This window comes from Leptolyngbya sp. Heron Island J (assembly GCF_000482245.1).
In the GTDB taxonomy this organism is placed as follows: Bacteria; Cyanobacteriota; Cyanobacteriia; order Phormidesmidales; family Phormidesmidaceae; genus Leptothoe.
Genome location: NZ_AWNH01000043.1, coordinates 44,000 through 60,168 on the forward strand (window position 1 = coordinate 44,000; position 16,169 = coordinate 60,168).

17 protein-coding genes are annotated in these 16,169 nt (G+C 47.1%); 9 read left to right on the forward strand and 8 right to left on the reverse strand.

Translation table 11 applies throughout. The annotated features are described in order from the left end of the window. Positions 1–18: 18 nt before the first annotated feature. The 3 genes from N836_RS52045 to N836_RS76510 are packed head-to-tail and all read right to left on the reverse strand — an operon-like array spanning position 19 to position 1,321. Positions 19–618 carry a DUF2231 domain-containing protein gene (locus tag N836_RS52045; protein WP_023072755.1) on the reverse strand — a complete coding sequence of 200 codons (600 nt, stop codon included), beginning with the start codon at positions 616–618 and terminating at the stop codon, positions 19–21. Beyond that, the gene (locus tag N836_RS52050; RefSeq protein ID WP_023072756.1) at positions 615–1,115 is read right to left on the reverse strand and encodes a DUF2231 domain-containing protein; all 501 of its coding nucleotides are present in this window, start codon (positions 1,113–1,115) and stop codon (positions 615–617) included. Before N836_RS52050 ends, N836_RS52045 begins: the two co-directional genes overlap by 4 nt. 32 nt (positions 1,116–1,147) lie before the next feature. Next, positions 1,148–1,321, reverse strand: a complete 174-nt coding sequence (locus N836_RS76510; protein WP_023072757.1) for a hypothetical protein — start codon at positions 1,319–1,321, stop codon at positions 1,148–1,150. Between the two features lie 442 nt (positions 1,322–1,763). Between N836_RS76510 and N836_RS74615 the strand changes: the two genes are divergently transcribed. Next, positions 1,764–1,913 carry a metallothionein gene (locus N836_RS74615; protein WP_235071092.1) on the forward strand — a complete coding sequence of 50 codons (150 nt, stop codon included), beginning with the start codon at positions 1,764–1,766 and terminating at the stop codon, positions 1,911–1,913. A 127-nt stretch (positions 1,914–2,040) separates the two neighbouring features. On the opposite strand, the gene N836_RS52055 is transcribed toward N836_RS74615, so the two are convergent. After that, the gene (locus N836_RS52055; RefSeq protein WP_031292711.1) at positions 2,041–3,564 is read right to left on the reverse strand and encodes a phosphomannomutase/phosphoglucomutase; all 1,524 of its coding nucleotides are present in this window, start codon (positions 3,562–3,564) and stop codon (positions 2,041–2,043) included. 252 nt (positions 3,565–3,816) lie between these two features. On the opposite strand from N836_RS52055, the gene N836_RS0138020 reads away from it, so the two are divergent. After that, the gene (locus N836_RS0138020; protein ID WP_200867411.1) at positions 3,817–4,080 is read left to right on the forward strand and encodes a hypothetical protein; all 264 of its coding nucleotides are present in this window, start codon (positions 3,817–3,819) and stop codon (positions 4,078–4,080) included. 28 nt (positions 4,081–4,108) lie between these two features. Continuing rightward, the gene (locus tag N836_RS52060; protein WP_023072760.1) at positions 4,109–4,570 is read left to right on the forward strand and encodes a GNAT family N-acetyltransferase; all 462 of its coding nucleotides are present in this window, start codon (positions 4,109–4,111) and stop codon (positions 4,568–4,570) included. A gap of 56 nt (positions 4,571–4,626) precedes the next feature. Here N836_RS52060 and N836_RS52065 read toward each other — a convergent pair whose 3' ends face one another. Then, on the reverse strand, positions 4,627–5,490 hold the full coding sequence (locus tag N836_RS52065; RefSeq protein WP_023072761.1) for a helix-turn-helix domain-containing protein: 864 nt from the start codon (positions 5,488–5,490) through the stop codon (positions 4,627–4,629). Positions 5,491–5,715: 225 nt separating this feature from the next. Between N836_RS52065 and N836_RS52070 the strand changes: the two genes are divergently transcribed. The 6 genes from N836_RS52070 to N836_RS52090 all read left to right on the forward strand — a co-directional run bounded on the left by N836_RS52070 (position 5,716) and on the right by N836_RS52090 (position 13,003). Further along, entirely contained in the window at positions 5,716–6,345 is a 630-nt protein-coding gene (locus N836_RS52070) for an NAD(P)-dependent oxidoreductase (RefSeq protein ID WP_023072762.1), read from the forward strand. A gap of 89 nt (positions 6,346–6,434) precedes the next feature. Then, a complete protein-coding gene (locus N836_RS52075; RefSeq protein ID WP_023072763.1) occupies positions 6,435–6,923 on the forward strand; it encodes an anthrone oxygenase family protein in 489 nt (162 codons plus the stop codon). A gap of 13 nt (positions 6,924–6,936) precedes the next feature. Continuing rightward, positions 6,937–7,383 (forward strand): ester cyclase, encoded by a 447-nt coding sequence (locus N836_RS52080; protein WP_023072764.1) that lies wholly within the window; start codon positions 6,937–6,939, stop codon positions 7,381–7,383. A gap of 146 nt (positions 7,384–7,529) precedes the next feature. Continuing rightward, a complete protein-coding gene (locus N836_RS0138025; RefSeq protein WP_081716853.1) occupies positions 7,530–8,324 on the forward strand; it encodes a pentapeptide repeat-containing protein in 795 nt (264 codons plus the stop codon). 588 nt (positions 8,325–8,912) lie between these two features. Next, positions 8,913–11,645, forward strand: coding sequence for an ATP-binding protein (locus N836_RS52085; protein ID WP_023072766.1), 2,733 nt, complete (start codon positions 8,913–8,915; stop codon positions 11,643–11,645). A 2-nt stretch (positions 11,646–11,647) separates the two neighbouring features. Then, the gene (locus N836_RS52090) at positions 11,648–13,003 is read left to right on the forward strand and encodes a hybrid sensor histidine kinase/response regulator (RefSeq protein ID WP_023072767.1); all 1,356 of its coding nucleotides are present in this window, start codon (positions 11,648–11,650) and stop codon (positions 13,001–13,003) included. 42 nt (positions 13,004–13,045) lie between these two features. Here N836_RS52090 and N836_RS52095 read toward each other — a convergent pair whose 3' ends face one another. The 3 genes from N836_RS52095 to N836_RS52105 form a co-directional block, all read right to left on the reverse strand. After that, positions 13,046–13,858: an ABC transporter permease gene (locus N836_RS52095; protein WP_023072768.1), complete on the reverse strand. Its 813-nt coding sequence runs from the start codon at positions 13,856–13,858 to the stop codon at positions 13,046–13,048. Beyond that, positions 13,855–14,712: an ABC transporter permease gene (locus N836_RS52100; RefSeq protein ID WP_023072769.1), complete on the reverse strand. Its 858-nt coding sequence runs from the start codon at positions 14,710–14,712 to the stop codon at positions 13,855–13,857. The genes N836_RS52095 and N836_RS52100 overlap by 4 nt, the downstream gene beginning before the upstream one ends. A 118-nt stretch (positions 14,713–14,830) precedes the next feature. Then, entirely contained in the window at positions 14,831–16,141 is a 1,311-nt protein-coding gene (locus tag N836_RS52105; RefSeq protein ID WP_023072770.1) for an ABC transporter substrate-binding protein, read from the reverse strand. Between the last annotated feature and the right edge of the window lie 28 nt (positions 16,142–16,169).

Here is a 16,169-nt window from a genome sequence, read left to right on the forward strand (position 1 = left end):
GGAGCCGATTTTGACCAACTATTTCAACAGCAAATTCGGGTCTTGACCCATCTGCAGCAAGCGATCTGCACTGATATGAACGCCGAATTCGGCTGCTAGCTGTGCACCTAAGGTGCCATGAACAAACATCAGTGCAAAGATTCCTAATCCAGCTAACAAGTAAGCCCACTGCACCTGACGAGCCCGATCCCGATACCAAATAAATCGTTGAAATCCACGCCAGACCGCCATTCCCACAATTAAGAACAGTAATATAACTCCACCAACACCATGCCAGAGCATGGTTTCCATGGCCTGCAATCCCCAGGCACTTTTGGTGCCTGCAGGGGGCTGAGCTAACATCACTTCATAGAAGCCAGCAGCTACCGTAAAAAAGGTAATAACAGCTGCCGCTAACATGTTGTACCAGCCAACATCGAAAAAGTTAGACCGACTAGCCGGTATTGCTAACAGTTTAAAGACTGGTTTTTCTAGGGGAAACAACACCCCAACAATATCGAAGCCAATGGCCACAATAAACAAGCCCAATGTCAGGTGAACCAGATTCGGATGGATCGGTAGCTGATAGGGTAGGCCATTCGCGCCTAGCTGCAGCTGCTCAATCAAGCTTGAATTCATTGAAAAACTCCTTCTCTGGTAGCTTCCACGACCGGCACCGTATGCAATCCATACATCCAGACCAGTAAATCTCCAAGGTAAACCTGAAAAAAGACCAACCCTACCAATAAAACCCCCACACCTAAAAACGGTACGGGCAGTGTTTTGGGATCGCGGGAGCGAATCACATAGCGCCAGGCTGTGATGGCTGCAATAATCCCAGACATGGACCAACCAATCAGAGTATGCAAGTTTAAGGTCGGTTCTGCAGCTGTATAGGGTTCGGCCAAACCAGCTTCAATTTGCCCAAAAATAACAGCAATAAATATAGAAACCGTCGCGAAACAGAAATTCCACCAGCTCACCTCATATAGGCGAACATTACGGGTGAAATACCCAATAGCGTCACACAACACAGCAAACAACACCATAGCAATGACAAAGTGCACCACAATTGGGTGAATCGTGTCGGGATACGGTAAATTGTGCTCGTTGAGTGGAGGTAAGTACTCAAACATATTTCAATCAAAAAATGACAGAAATCAACCGATTAAAAGAATGCGCACCAGCCTGAAAATGCAAACTCAGCCTGAACCTTAGCGACCAGCGCTGCGAACACAATAATATTCAAGACGATTAGCATTAAGAGTGCATGAACTTGCTCTTCTCCGATGCCGTTCAGATTCATCACGATTCTCCCATTGAACATAATGGCCACCGGCATGCCGCGTCCCAAAGCCCTAAAACTTTAAGACTGCATCACCAATATCGACTGATGCCGAACCTGACACAGGACGATGTCAAACAATAAACCGTCGGAGCATAAAAAGAGCAATGTTAATTTAAGCGCTTACCTAAACAATTGCCTCTGAAAGTGTAGCGATAAACATTTGTAATGTGGACAATGATCACTAATTCTTAAGGCATATCTAGGGGTTCTAACATATCTCTACAGCAATCTAAGAATCATGAGAAATAAGCGACCTACTGGCCTTATTAACATCAGATAAAACATTCTGGGCTATAGCTCAATTCTCAGGATTCAAGATCTAAATACCTGAACTAACTTTCATGTGTTAAGCTTGAAATATGAATAATTGTTCAAGTGTTACAGTATTCAATAATGTCACCTAAGAGGAGTCTGGATAATGGCGACTGTGACTCAGATGAAATGTGCTTGCGAACCTTGTCTATGTATTGTGGATATCAGTAAGGCCATTCAAAAAGATGGTCAGTACTACTGTAGTGAAGGCTGTGCCAGCGGGCATGGGGATAACTCTAAGGGCTGCGGACACACTGGTTGTAACTGTCACTAGTAGTGGACAATCAGCGTGAATAGTCTCAGTTTTCACCTCTAGCGACTGGGCTCGCTAGAGGTGAAAACTCATTGGGTGCTGTTTTAAGGAATTTGTCAGTACCGCATGCTGTCCTTAGACCAACTCCTTAAGAAAAAGCAGATAGGTCCAGGTCATCAGCGTTGTTAAAAAATGTTCGCAGCCGCTCAAGGATTTTGGCAACGCCATGCTCAACATTGGATTCAACATTTAAGGGTAAGACGGGATCATGGAGAGACAGCCTGAGCAAGAACCATCCGTCTTCCGTAGGTGAGGAACAGGCCACACGAACGCCTTCATAGTTATTGGGTACCAGGGACCAGTCAGATTGTTCCGCTACAAAAGCTGTCAGGTTTTCGATCACCTTTTCACCATAGGACTTAAACTCATTGGCCTGGATTGTCAGCCGAATTTCTCGACTTTCTTTGGGCTCTTTGAGTGTAGAGATTAAGTCGGTTAACGAACGCCCGGCTTGCTTTGCTCTGGCTAACTCGATCAACAACTTACTAATCAGGTAAGCCCCATCATCTAGGAAATAGTTTTCTCGCATCGCTCCATGGCCAGAGGTTTCAATGGCTAGCCAAGAATCTTCTCCAATTTGATTCAGGCGAACCGCTTCACTGATCACGTTCTTGTAGCCACGCTTAAAACGATGATGGTTGCCATGTAATTCTTGCTCAATAAACCGAGTTAAGCCGTCAGACGTGATCGAGTCGGTGACAATGGTTGAGCCCGGGTGTTCCTGCAGCACAATGGCGGTAATAAGAGCAATCAAACGGTTGCGATTAAGTTCTTGCCCCTGGTGATCGACGGCGGCGGCGCGATCGACATCGGTGTCAAAAATAATACCAAAATCAGCGTTATGGGCTAATACAGCCTGGCAAATAGAGGCCATTGCAGCCCCATTTTCAGGGTTGGGAATATGATTCGGGAACATGCCATCAGGGTCTAAAAATTGACTACCAGTGGTATCGGCTCCCAGGGGTTCTAGGACTTTACTAGCGTAGAAACCACCCGCACCATTCCCCGCATCAACGATAATTTTGAGCCCCTGCAGGGGCTGGTCAGGGTGGTCAGGGTGATTGACATCGATGCGAATTTTTTGGACAAGCTGGTCGGCATAGACTGAGATAAAGTCTCGGTCTGCAATGGCACCAGCGCTGGCGGCTGGGATAAAATTGTTTTGCTCAGCCAGGGTAAGGATTTCAGCAATATCCGATTTACCGAGCCCCCCTTGGGGAGTAAAAAACTTGAGACCATTACGGTTGAACGGGAGGTGACTGGCGGTCATCATGATCGCACCGTCACAATCAAAGCCTGGGGTAACAGTACTCATAAACATGGCAGGGGTAGATGCCATACCAAAGTCATACACCTGAGCCCCTAGATCAGCAATGCCGTGCAGGACACTTTTCATCAACTTGGGGCCAGATATGCGGCTATCGCGACCAACGGCGAGCTGTAGTTCTGTAGTCGGTTTGCTGAACTTTGTTGCTAACCAAGTAGTAAAAGCTTGACCTAGGCGCTGAGCAATTTCTGGGGTGAGATTGACGGGCTCATTAGGGACACCGTCGATTGCAACACCACGGATGTCCGAACCATTTTGAAGTTTTTTCCAGTTAAAATCTTGCATGGGAATGGGGGGATCAATCGGGTTTGCATTGAGAAACTGTTGGCAGGGTTCTGTCCAGCCCAACTCACCGAGTAATATAGATGAACTTTTATACGTGTAGGTGGACTAGATCGGTTGAATTCTGATTTGATTTATGGATGTTAACCAAATTCGAAAAAAATCCATAAATCAATAGCTCATTTTGCTGAAAATTTGTTAAGCAACGGGAAGCTATACCATGAGTGACTGTCCACTCAGAAACAACTGACGGCGTTGGAACGAGTTCAGTTAGTGTGGCTCAACGTGCCCCCAGCAGAATTACAGCGGCGACTGCGAAGACGAACAAATCACTATATGAAACCTGAAATGCTGGCTAGTCAGCTAGCGGCCTTTGAACCCATTCGCCCAGACGAAAATGTTATTACTGTTGATGGTCGGTTGTTGCCCGCTAAAATTGTCGATGAATTACTCAGCCAGGCAACCTGGTTATTCCCAGATTTAGAAGCAGACTGGTGGCAAAGGGCAGGTGTGAGTTAGTTTTGACTAGTCTGTAGTGTGATATGCAATGATTCGACCCACTGTACCCGATGATATGGCTGCGCTACTTGCCTTAGCCAGCAAGGCGATGAGCTTCTCACCGGATGAGTTAGAGGAGCTAACAACAATCCTGACTGATTATTTTAGCGGTAAAACTGCCAATCATTTTTGGTGGACTGATGATGATGATGAACTGGTGGCAGCTGCTTACTGTGCACCTGAGCGGATGACTCAGGGTACCTGGAATCTGCTTTTTATTGCGGTTCAACCTGACTACCAGGGACAAGGGCGGGGAACAGCTTTGATAACTCATGTTGAACAGATGCTAGCCACCCAAGGTGCACATCTATTACTGGTGGAAACATTGGCCAGCTTTGAGCATGCACGTGCATTTTATCGTAAGTGCGGGTTTGATGAGGAAGCACGAATTCGTGATTTCTACGAAGTGGGTGCTGATAAGATTGTTTACCGCAAAGTATTAACGGCTTAAGCAAAATAGCGATCGCATCAAAAACAGTCTTTTTTCTTTCTAGCACAAAACAAAATTCAACTGCTTCTGAACGCTTTAGGGCTCATGCCCGTTACCTGACGAAACTGTTTGCTTAAATGGCTGTGGCTATTGAAGCCGCACTCTAGGGCAATATCTACAATTAAGCGGTCTGTTTGTTTTAAGAACTGTTTGGCTCGTTCAACACGTTGTTGTACCAGATATTGATACGGAGAAACCCCCAGGGACTGTTTAAATAATCGGCCAAAGTGGAACTGACTCATGTCCAATAGTTGAGCCAGATCGGCAAGCTTAATAGTTTGGTCTAAATGGGCGTCAATGTAGTCTAAAACCTGCATTAGCTGACGCTGGGGCAGACCACCCTCATATACTGGTAGTTGGGGTTTAGTTGTTGCGTGCTGCCTGAGTAACTGTACGGCCAAAATGTTGGTGAGCGAATCGAGATAAAGCCTGTTGCCTGATGCTTCTTGCTGAAATTCAGCAAGAAGCATCAGGCCAATTGATTCAAGCTGTGGGTTATGGGTCTGAAATTGGGGGAGAAGGGTGATGCGATCGCAATCTTGATCAACAGTTTCCCTAGCAACACATTTCAAAAACTGATCGCTCAGCCGAATCTGTAAACAATTCTCATCCCCCTCCCACCGAGCAAAAAACGGTGTATTTGCTGGAACCAGGGACAAGTCTCCTTTTTTATAAAGCCCTGTATGGGTTTTGCCATCCTGGGCCTGCAAATAGCAAATCGGTCGCGGCGCAAGCGACATAAACAGCGTATGCTCACCCGCAAAATGGCATTGCCCTTCCCCAGCAGGATTGAGCAAATGTGTAACTTGAACAGCGTCTAAAGCCGGAGGCTGGCTAGACAAAGAATTCAGTTGAGCCGGTTGTATAGCAGGTTTTTCCACAGCACTGGCCCAGTACGTCTACTTTTGATAATCCAATTATATGGAGTAATTGAATTTATCAGGTAAATTTGCCAAAATTCCCAAGATTTCGATAGTTTATAGCCATCTGGGACTCGCACAAGCTAGAAAACTGCTAGCAAGATCGTAACAGTACCGCAAGAAGTAGAAAGCTGGAAATAAACTGGCTGCCTAAGGTGAGGATGTCATTGCTTAGGAGCAAACCCCATGAAATTAGTCGTTTTTGGAGCCACAGGCGGTACTGGCCGTTACGTCGTTGAACAGGCACTAGAGCAAGGGCATAGGGTTACAGCTTTTACCCGCACCCCAGTTAAGCTTGATATGCAGCACCCTAATCTCAAGGTGGTCCAGGGAGATGTGATGGATCTGCCCGTTGTAGAGCAGGCGGTTCAAGGCCAAGAAGCAGTTGTGTGTATCCTCGGATCTGGTCAGCAGCTCAAAAGCAATATCCGTTCAGAAGGCACACAGCAGATCATCCGCGCCATGGAACATGCTGGTGTACAGCGGTTTATCTGTCAGAGCACCATGGGAGTCGGAGATAGCTGGGGCAGTCTAAACTTCTTTTGGAAGTACATTATGTTTGGGTTTATTTTGCGCCATGTATTTGCTGACCATAAACTACAGGAAAGTTATATACAGCAAAGCAATCTAGCCTGGACCATTGTCAGACCTGGAGCATTTGTTGACGGTGATCGCACAGGACAGTATCGCCACGGTTTTCCAGGAGCCGATAAAACATCACAGCTCAAAATCACCCGTGCGGATGTAGCTGATTTTATCTTGCAGCAGCTATCCACTGATGCGTATCTGCATCAGGCACCGAGTTTGTCGTATTAGGTATTCCTAGGGCAGGCACACAACCTGCCCCCACAAGATTATTCATTTTGAATCGGGTTTGTGCTCACAACAATTCACTGGAGACAATTATGATGATTGTTCAAAATTGGCGTTTGCCGTTAATTCTGTTTGCCGCCATCGGCAGTGCTCTGACAGCGGGTATCTTCTTTGCATTTTCCACCTTTGTTATGCAAGCCCTGGGGCAACAACCTAACCCATCGGGCATTGCCACCATGCAGGCGATCAACATTACCGTGATTAACCCGTGGTTTATGGTTGCTTTCTTTGGCCCAGCGGTGGCCTGTCTCATCTTGACAGTGATTGCACTGCGGCAGTGGGAACAGCCAGGTTCTGTCTATTGGCTGGTGGGTAGCTTACTGTATTTGGTTGGCACCATCGGTGTGACGGTGGCTGGCAATATTCCACTCAATGATGCTCTGGCAATTGTTGTCCCAGGGAGTACTGACGGTGCCACCTTATGGGTCAGGTATTTGACCGACTGGACCGTTTGGAACCATGTGCGGACAGTAGCAGCATTTTTGTCAGCAACACTGTTTACGCTTTCACTTTGTCTTTAACTAGGAGAGACTCATGGCTAATCATTATCCAACAATCGTCCGTCGTTATATCGAAGAGGGGATTAACCAAGGTAATTTCCTGGTTTTCGATGAGCTAGTTCATCCAGACTATATTTTTGGTAGTCCCGGTGAAGAATTCTATGGTCTAGATGGACTGAAAGGGTTTATTGGCATGTTTCGCACGGCTTTTCCCGACTTAAAGATACAGATTGATGACCTGGCTACTGAGGAGAATAAAACTGTCACTTGTTTTACGTTAACGGGTACTCACAAGGGCGTTCTGATGGGCATTCCTGCAACGGGTAAACAGGTCAACGTGCATGGCATGATCCTCAGTCGGTTTAAGGCAGGAAAGATTATTGAGGAATGGGAAATTTTAGATCAGTTGGCGATGTTTCAGCAGCTAGGTGTGATTTCTCTACCCAAGGATAGCCCAGTCCCGCAATTGCACAATAACTAGCCAACGATGACACTCTGATGCCCAACGAGTACGTTTATTACTCCGTGATCGGGATGTGATACCCCATTCACACAATATGACGCTGATCTTTTTTGTACGTGCTAGGATCCCGACTGTGATGCCGCTAAAAGGGAGGATGACTGACCATGGCTACAAACATAGTCTTTCGGATACCACCTCAATGCTGTGTTGGGTTACTACTGATGGCTAGTCTCATGGCGGGCTGTCAGTCAACACCGTCTCCAACGCCACCTGATAGCACTTCTCCTAGCACCCCCGTTTCACCATCCACCGAAGGAGAGGATTTGGTTGACCAAGTATTACAGTCTAAGCAGTGTCGTGACTGTAATTTAGAAGGTGTCGACCTGGCTGGAGCTGACCTGACTGGAGCCGACCTGAGCAATGCCAATTTACAGAAAGCGAATCTGGCTGGGGCCAACCTGAGCAGCGCCAATCTCCAGGGAGCAGACCTCGTCTGGAGTAATCTCACCGGGGCTAACTTATCAGCTGCTAACTTACAAGGGGCGACGTTAACATTGATGACTGCTCAAGCCACTCAGTTAGAGGGGGCTGATTTTACCGATGCAGACCTCAGCGATGCGGGGCTGATTGGCGTCCAATGGCCAGGAGCTCAACTAACCGGAGCGAATTTGCAACGGGCTAAATTTGCGGAGTTAAACACCGGTCCTAGTCTACCGATGGACCATTATGTTATCAGTGCTGACCTCAGTGGTGCCGATCTGCAAGGGGCTGATCTAAGAGAAGCAGATTTGAGGGGGGTAAACCTCACAAACGCCAATCTCCGCGCTGCTAATTTAGAAGACGCTGTTTTAACATTCACATTACCACTGGAGGATTGGGGGGTTCCTGATCGAACTTATAACGCTGATCTGACCAGTGCGGATTTGACAGATGCCATTCTGCCAGATGACATTCCCTAATGCTGTTGGCTAGACGTAGGCTGTTATCGCTTTCACTCCTCCGCCTACGGTACCTCTCCTAAGCCTTTCAGGCAGGTTTTGTCAGCGTGGTTGCAAATGAGGAATAACCTGGTGGGGGCACATCGATGCGCGTTCTTACCCAATTTTTGCAGTCAACCTTTTGATGTGACGAATGAGACTAGACAAAATTTAAGCGATTGCTGATTTATGGGATGAGCCGATCTGTAACCACTGCTATTTGACAGTCCTTGACAGTCAAAGCCATCCCGAGGATCAGCAATGCTAAATTTAAATACGCATACTCAAATGTAACAGCGTCATAAAAAAGCATCCCCTTCCGGATCGAACAGGATGTTTTGTGGTGAATATATTAGCTGAATCTCAGTTAACTCGCGGCAAGAGGCATCAATTTCCATGGATGTACGGACTACCCTGCAATGCCTATCGTCTTAAAATAATTAAATACTTAACCTAATAAAATAGAAGTAAATTCGTATTTATCCATGATAAAAGCAGGATTTCAAACGTTCCTAAAGTTAACTGAACGCTGAATAGCTCTCTAGCAGGCTGACTTATATGAACTGACACATGCACAAACTCGTCGAGAAAATTAATGGTATCTCACTGCGGAATATCTTAATTATTCCTTTTGTCATCCAAATTGTCTGTGCGGTATCGGTAGTCGGTTATCTTTCCTTTAGAGTTGGGCAAAAAGCAGTAGAAGATCTGGCCAATCAATTGATTGATGAAACCAGCGATCGCATCGAGAAAAAGCTGGAAGGATATCTAGCAACGACAATGCTGATCAATCAAATCAATCACGATCTGATCCAGGCTGGAAACCTAGATGCGACTGATCCAGAGCGCCTGGGCAAACATTTTTGGCAACAATTACAACAGTTTGATACTGTCGATTATATCTACTTTGCCAACGAACGTGGTGGAATCGTCTCTGTCGGACGCGATCCTAACTATGGTTTTAACATTTCCGTGACCGATGGATTTGTGAGTGGTGATTTTAAACGTTACGCTCTTGATGCCGCTGGCGACCCTCAAACTTTTATTAACGCTAGACCAGATTTTGATCCGCGGCAACGAGGGTGGTATCAATCAGCGGCAGAGATTGGTAAACCTGTGTGGAGTGACATCTATCCCGGTGCCTTAGAGACAGCCCTCGGCATCAGTGCCGCCCAGGCTATAGATGATCAGCGCAATTCCGTACAAGGTGTTTTGGGAACTGATTTACTCTTGGCGCAAGTATCGGATTTTTTGCAAAGTTTACAAGTCAGTCAATCAGGCAAGATTTATATTATCGAGCACTCGGGGCTGATGGTAGCAGCTTCTAATGAAGATAGTTTATTTGAAACCGAGGCGAAAAATGAAACTCCTCAGCGGCTCAATGCCTTAGATAGCCCCAATCAAGTCGTGGCAGCGGGGACCCAATACCTGCTGTCTCGTTTTGGCGAACTCTCCCAAATTACCGAAGAGTTCGATACGCGTCTCATCATCGATCGCGAGCGGTATTTTTTGAAAGTCATTCCTTTTCAGGAGGCAGGTGGGTTAAATTGGCTGGCAGTCATCACTGTACCAGAATCGGACTTTCTCGCAGACATTAACGCCAATACTCGGACGACCATTCTTCTCTGCCTGATCGCCTTAGGACTGGCTGTAGCGATCGGCATTCTCACGGCTCGTTGGGTAGTGCGACCATTGATGCGTCTTAATCAATCTGCCAAAGAACTGGCTCGCGGTCAATGGGAGAAACGCATCATTACCCAACGACGGGACGAGGTAGGAGAACTGACCAACGCCTTTAACGAAATGGCCGATCGCCTCAAAGAATCCTTTACAACCTTAGAACAACGGGTGGCCAAGCGCACTGCCGAGCTAGAAGTTGCGAGAGAAAAAGCAGAGGTCGCTAACCAGACTAAAAGTGCCTTCATTGCCAATATGAGCCATGAGCTGCGCTCTCCTCTCAACGCCATTTTGGGCTTTACTCAAATCATGATCCGTTCTCAAACTCTCCCCCTGGAACATCGAGAAAACGTGGGGATTATTAATCGCAGTGGAGAACACCTATTGACATTGATCAACAACGTTCTTGACCTTTCCAAAATTGAAGCTGGACACACTACACTCAATCAGAAAAGCTTTGATTTATATCGCCTTCTAGGGGACATTCACGATATGTTTCAACTTAAAGCCAATGATAAAGGCTTGCAGTTGTTATTAGAGCTATCAGACGCTCTACCCCAATATATTTGCACCGATGAAGTCAAGCTTCGCCAAATCCTAATTAATCTGATTAACAATGCCCTCAAATTTACTGAACAAGGCAGAATTTCCCTACGCGTCAGGCAGTATCAATCAACAGATACAGATGACGGGCAAATCACACTACAGTTTGAAGTTGAAGATACCGGAACAGGCATTGCACCAGACGAACTTGACCAAATTTTTGAAGCCTTTACCCAGACGAAAAGCGGCCAACAAGCTCAAGAAGGCACTGGATTAGGTCTCTCCATTAGTCAAAAATTCGTCCAGTTGATGGGGGGAGAAATACAGGCAAGTTCTTGCGTAGGAGCAGGCACCATCTTTAGCTTTAAGATTCAATGTGAAGGCGTTGAAGCAACTGAGATAGACTCCCTGAGTCCCAGGCACAAAATTATAGCGCTTGAACCTGGTCAACTCCGCTATCGTATTCTCGTTGTTGATGATAAACTCGTCAATCGCCAATTGTTGCTGCGTTTGTTAAGTCCTTTCGGTTTTGAATTGCAGGAAGCCAAGCATGGCAAGGAAGCTATCGAAATCTGGGAAGCCTGGCACCCCCACCTGATTTGGATGGATATGCGCATGCCGATCATGGATGGATTGGAAGCTGCACAAACGATTAAGGCCAGTAGCAAAGGGCAAGAAACTGTCATCATCGCCTTAACCGCCAGCGTCTTGGAAGAAGAACGGGCGCTGGCCTGGTCGGTAGGATGCAATGCTGTTCTCCGCAAACCCTTTCGGGATGAGCAACTCTTTAAAGCTATCGAACAACATTTGGGGGTGCGTTATATCTATGAAGAGATTTTGGATCAACCTAAGCAAGCAGCTCAAAAACGAGAACTTCTAACGGTGGAAAATCTGCAAACCCTCTCACCAGAACTGCGGCAAAAACTGCGTCAGGCGGTTCTTACCTCAAGTAAAAAAGATATTGCAGCAGTCGTTGCAGCCATTGAGCAGGAAAATGCGGCTTTATCCACAGCGATCGCCCTGTGTTTCCATAACTTTGAATACGAAACAATTTTGAACTTGATTCCCAAAGAAGAGGATTAAGCATGAACACTGCCTCCGTGCTGCTTGGCCAAGTTGCTGTGGTTGACGATACGCCAGCTAATTTACACCTGCTGTCTAATCTATTGGAGGATGCAGGATATGACGTGCGCCCTTTTCCAACGGGGGCAATTGCTTTGGCAGGAATTACCTATTCTCTTCCAGATTTGATCCTGCTGGATATTCAGATGCCAGGCATGAATGGCTACGAACTGTGTCAGGAACTCAAGGCTCAACCATCAACCCAGGCTATTCCTGTAATTTTTATTAGCGCCTTAAATGAGACTTTTGATAAGGTCAAAGCTTTTCAGGTGGGGGGAGTTGACTATATTCCGAAACCCTTTCAAGCAGAGGAAGTATTGGCACGGGTAGCCACTCATCTGGAACTCTACCAAATGAAAAGACAGTTACAAAAAGCCAATAGTATCCAAGCGGAACAACTTGTAGCCCAGAATGCTGAACTCTTACACCTCAACCAATCTTTAGAACAGGCCAATCAAGAATTGCAACTCAACTATGAGCAATTGATCCAAACTCAATTGCAATTGGTAAAAACGGAAAAGATGGCGACTCTGGGTGGTTTGGTGGCAGGGGTGGCCCATGAACTCAATAACCCCATTGGGTTTATTAGTGGCAATGTGGCAGAACTGCAGCTAAACTTTGGCGATATCTTTGAACATCTGAGACTTTATCAATCACAGGCATCGACTCCGTCGATTGATCACCATGCCCAACAAATTGATCTGCCATACCTGTTAGAAGATATCCCTAAGATGCTGACATCCATGGAAACGGGATGCGATCGCATCCACACCATCAGCACCAGTCTCCGCACCTTCTCACGGGCAGATAAAGCGACTAAAATAGCATTCAACTTCCATGAGGGCATCGACAGTACTCTGTTGATTCTAAAGCATCGCCTCAAAGCCAATGATCAACGCCCAGCCATCCAGGTACATAAGCAATATGGGCCTGTTTCCGAGATTCAGTGTTTTCCAGGACAGCTCAATCAGGTATTTATGAACATTCTGGCCAATGCCATTGATGTATTTGATGAAGCTGCTGAGCTATTCTCCTTTACGGATTTAGAATATAAATCCCAAACCATCACCATTCAAACAATCGCGGTCCCTGAAGAACAATCGGTGGAAATTCGCATTGGGGACAATGGCAAGGGCATGAGCGATTACATCAAGGCTAAGATTTTTGATCAGTTGTTTACGACTAAACCATTGGGTAAGGGAACTGGACTCGGACTTGCGATCGCCCACCAAATTGTCACCGAGATCCACGACGGCAGCCTAACAGTCGATTCAAAAGTGGATCAGGGCACTGAGTTTTGCATTCGACTGCCACTTTAGTGCAAACCCTAACTATAGTCAGCGGTTCACTCAATCGCTACATTACTTCGACAAGCGCTGCTTTGATAACTGTCGATAGAGTACGTAGGCAAACACAATCAAACTAAAGGAAAACAGCGTGGTTAATGTTCCCAACGCATACAGTGCCGGGGACGTCACATTAGTCGTCATACCAAAGATTTCTAGAGGCAATGTGTTGTACTGCCCAGAGACCAGCGATGTCCGCGTAAATTCATCGTAGGACAGGGTGAATGTTAACAAACTCACCCCAATCAGACTGGGGGCAATCAACGGTAGGACAATCTCCCAAAATGTGTTGACATCGCTGGCTCCCAGATCCCTAGCGGCCTCCTCATAAGAGGGATTAAACCGATTAAAAATTCCCAGCATAATCAAAAAGGCAATGGGTAAAGTCCAAGTCAGGTGAGCACCTAGACCAGAGCTATACCAGCGGGTGGGCCACTGCATGACTTGAAACATCACGCCCAAGCCTAAGGATATTAAAATACTGGGCACAATTAGACTGGCAATACTCAGATAAAATAGGATCATTGAGCCCCGAAAGCGCTGCCGGAAGGCCATCGCGGCCGATACAGCCATACTGCCAACCAGGGCTGTAACAATGCCCCCCAGCACTAGCGATCGCTGAAATGGCTCCACAAAATTACCCACCCGCTGCTCCTGGAAGACCTGACCTAGCCAATAGAAGCCAAAGCTACGGACAGGGAAAGTCAGCGTCCCATCCGGCCCCTGGAGCGACAAAATAAAGATAGTAATCATGGGGCCGTATAAGAAGAACACGAACAACCCAAAAAATGCAGCCAGCAGGTAGAAAGAGAGGGAACGTTTTTTCATAGTTCTTTTCGAATATCCACTAACCGCAAAATCGAAATCACCACCACTAACGTCACCGCCAACAACACAATGGCATTAGCGGCAGCCAGCGGATATTGCAAACTGCCGATCTGGGTCTGGATTAGTTTACCAATGGATGCGGCCTGACCACCCCCCATCAGACGGACCGTGACAAACTCCCCCATTACCAATGTGACGATAAATATGGAACCAATGGCGATGCCTGGTGCTGACAGTGGGAGAATAACTTCTTTAAACACCTCAAACCCAGATGCACCCATATCTTCTGCGGCAGTAATCAGAGTGCGGTCGATGCGCATCAGGCTGTTAAAAATGGGGGCAATCATAAAAATGACATAGAGGTGCACCATGCCCAACACCACCGCAAAGTCTGAGTAGAGCAAGAACTCCAGTGGCTCCTGGGTGATGCCTGCCCCTAGAAGTAATTGGTTCACTAACCCCTCTCTTCCTAGCAGCGGTAACCAGGAAATCATGCGAATGATATTCGAGGTCCAAAAGGGAATGGTACATACCAAAAACAACAATACCTGCCAGCGCAGCTTGGGCACGTGAAATGACAGGAAGTAGGCGACGGGGTAGGCGATGAGCAGGGTAAACAGCCAGGTGAGTCCAACAAATTTAAAGGTGTTGAGATAGGTTTTAAGGGTGACATCGGAGGTAAAAATACCGATGTAGTTGTCTAGGGTAAAGGCGGGAGTCATGGAGTAGCCGTTAAACTCCCAGAAGCTGACCACGCCGATGAGCAGGATGGGGAAAATTAGGAATAGCCCCAGGGCCAAGGCTTGGGGCATTGCGAGAAAATAGGGTTTGAGGTTGGTCCAGGCTTTAGCCATGAGGGTAATAAGTTCTTTGCTTATCCCCTCCTGGGAGGGGTGCCCAACGGACGGGGTGGGTTAGCCGTTAGCGCCAGAGTGGACCCGCCCCTGCCCCTCCCAAAAGGGATGAGAGCGTCTATGATGCAATAAACTCGTTCCACTTCTGAACGAGATAGGTGTTCTCTGCCATGGTGGAGTTCCAGCACACAATGTTGCCAAACCGATCTTTAAAAGAACCACCATCGCGGACAGCACCGGCCTTGGCGAGAGTCTTCTCAAAGGGATCAACCATGTCCACAGCAGCGGGCTTGCCTTCGTACCAGAAATCCCATTCCTCAGCCGACATAAACTTTCTAGCGTTTTCTGGGGCCGCACTGTAATAGCCCTGACGCCCTAGGAAGGCACCAACCCAACCCTCTAGCATCCAGTTCATATACTCGTAGGCGGCATCGAGTTCAATGCCACTGAGATTTTTGGAGAGACCAATACCGCCACCCCAGCCGCGATAGCCTTCTTTAAGGGGAGCATAGATACATTCAATACCTTGGGCCTGTACGGCAGCAACGGCAGGGGACCACATGGATTGCAGTACCACTTCACCCGAGGACATCAGGTTAACAGATTCGTCGAAGGTCTTCCAGAAAGCTCGGAATTGACCGTTAGCTTTTTGTTGTTTGAGGATATCGGTAATCTGGTCAATTTCTGCTTTGCTCATGTTGCCCTTATCACCAAAGGTCATCAGACCCAGGGCTTCGGCCACCATGGCCGCATCCATGATGCCAATCTGCGGAATGTCTAGGATAGACGTTTTACCCTTAAACTCTTCGTTAAAGAGTTCTCCCCAGCTTTCGATGTTGCGACCGACTAGATCGGGCCGATAACCCAGGGTGTCAGCGTTGTACTGGAAGGGGATCAGAGTGGCAAAATCGGTGGGGGTAGCCGAGAATTCTTTGGAGTCTGGTCCTGTCAGGTACATGACTCGATAAGGAGCTGTCCCCTGAGAAGTTTCCACGGGCATGCCTTCGTATTGGCCTGTGGTGAAAAAGGGAACAATCTTATCCCAGTCCTTGATTTTGGAGACATCAATGGGCTGCAGATTACCGGAGGGGACCACCAGAGGTAAGCTGAAATATTCGCCGTCAAAGATGTCATACTGATCCGGCTGAGTGATGGCAATTTGGTTGTTTTCTTCGGTACTCAAAGCTCGCATTTCGAGCTGAAAGCCCAAGTCTTCCTGGGCTTTGTCCCGAATTTCGTTAATCTGGGAAACGCCAGTACCGATCAGACGCAGGGTGACATCTTTAATCTGGTTTGTATTTACCTCAGGGCCAGGGGCCGGATTGTTGGGGGTACCTTCTGGTGCAGAGGAGGCGCAGCGCGTTGTTGCCACAGCAGCTCCGGCGGCCAAACCAGTGTAGAGTAGCTTACGGCGAGTGATTTTAGTCATACATCAATCCTAGAAACAGATCACGTGA

Excerpts from the sequence above, each read along its gene's own strand:
- N836_RS52075 (WP_023072763.1), top strand. The coding sequence starts at position 6,435 with ATGATGATTGTTCAAAATTGGCGTTTGCCGTTAATTCTGTTTGCCGCC.
- N836_RS52105 (WP_023072770.1), bottom strand. The coding sequence starts at position 16,141 with ATGACTAAAATCACTCGCCGTAAGCTACTCTACACTGGTTTGGCCGCC.
- N836_RS52095 (WP_023072768.1), bottom strand. The coding sequence starts at position 13,858 with ATGAAAAAACGTTCCCTCTCTTTCTACCTGCTGGCTGCATTTTTTGGG.
- N836_RS52070 (WP_023072762.1), top strand. The coding sequence starts at position 5,716 with ATGAAATTAGTCGTTTTTGGAGCCACAGGCGGTACTGGCCGTTACGTC.
- N836_RS0138025 (WP_081716853.1), top strand. The coding sequence starts at position 7,530 with ATGGCTACAAACATAGTCTTTCGGATACCACCTCAATGCTGTGTTGGG.
- N836_RS52100 (WP_023072769.1), bottom strand. The coding sequence starts at position 14,712 with ATGGCTAAAGCCTGGACCAACCTCAAACCCTATTTTCTCGCAATGCCC.
- N836_RS52055 (WP_031292711.1), bottom strand. The coding sequence starts at position 3,564 with ATGCAAGATTTTAACTGGAAAAAACTTCAAAATGGTTCGGACATCCGT.
- N836_RS52060 (WP_023072760.1), top strand. The coding sequence starts at position 4,109 with ATGATTCGACCCACTGTACCCGATGATATGGCTGCGCTACTTGCCTTA.
- N836_RS52080 (WP_023072764.1), top strand. The coding sequence starts at position 6,937 with ATGGCTAATCATTATCCAACAATCGTCCGTCGTTATATCGAAGAGGGG.
- N836_RS52050 (WP_023072756.1), bottom strand. The coding sequence starts at position 1,115 with ATGTTTGAGTACTTACCTCCACTCAACGAGCACAATTTACCGTATCCC.
- N836_RS52085 (WP_023072766.1), top strand. The coding sequence starts at position 8,913 with ATGCACAAACTCGTCGAGAAAATTAATGGTATCTCACTGCGGAATATC.
- N836_RS52090 (WP_023072767.1), top strand. The coding sequence starts at position 11,648 with ATGAACACTGCCTCCGTGCTGCTTGGCCAAGTTGCTGTGGTTGACGAT.
- N836_RS52045 (WP_023072755.1), bottom strand. The coding sequence starts at position 618 with ATGAATTCAAGCTTGATTGAGCAGCTGCAGCTAGGCGCGAATGGCCTA.
- N836_RS74615 (WP_235071092.1), top strand. The coding sequence starts at position 1,764 with ATGAAATGTGCTTGCGAACCTTGTCTATGTATTGTGGATATCAGTAAG.
- N836_RS76510 (WP_023072757.1), bottom strand. The coding sequence starts at position 1,321 with ATGCCGGTGGCCATTATGTTCAATGGGAGAATCGTGATGAATCTGAAC.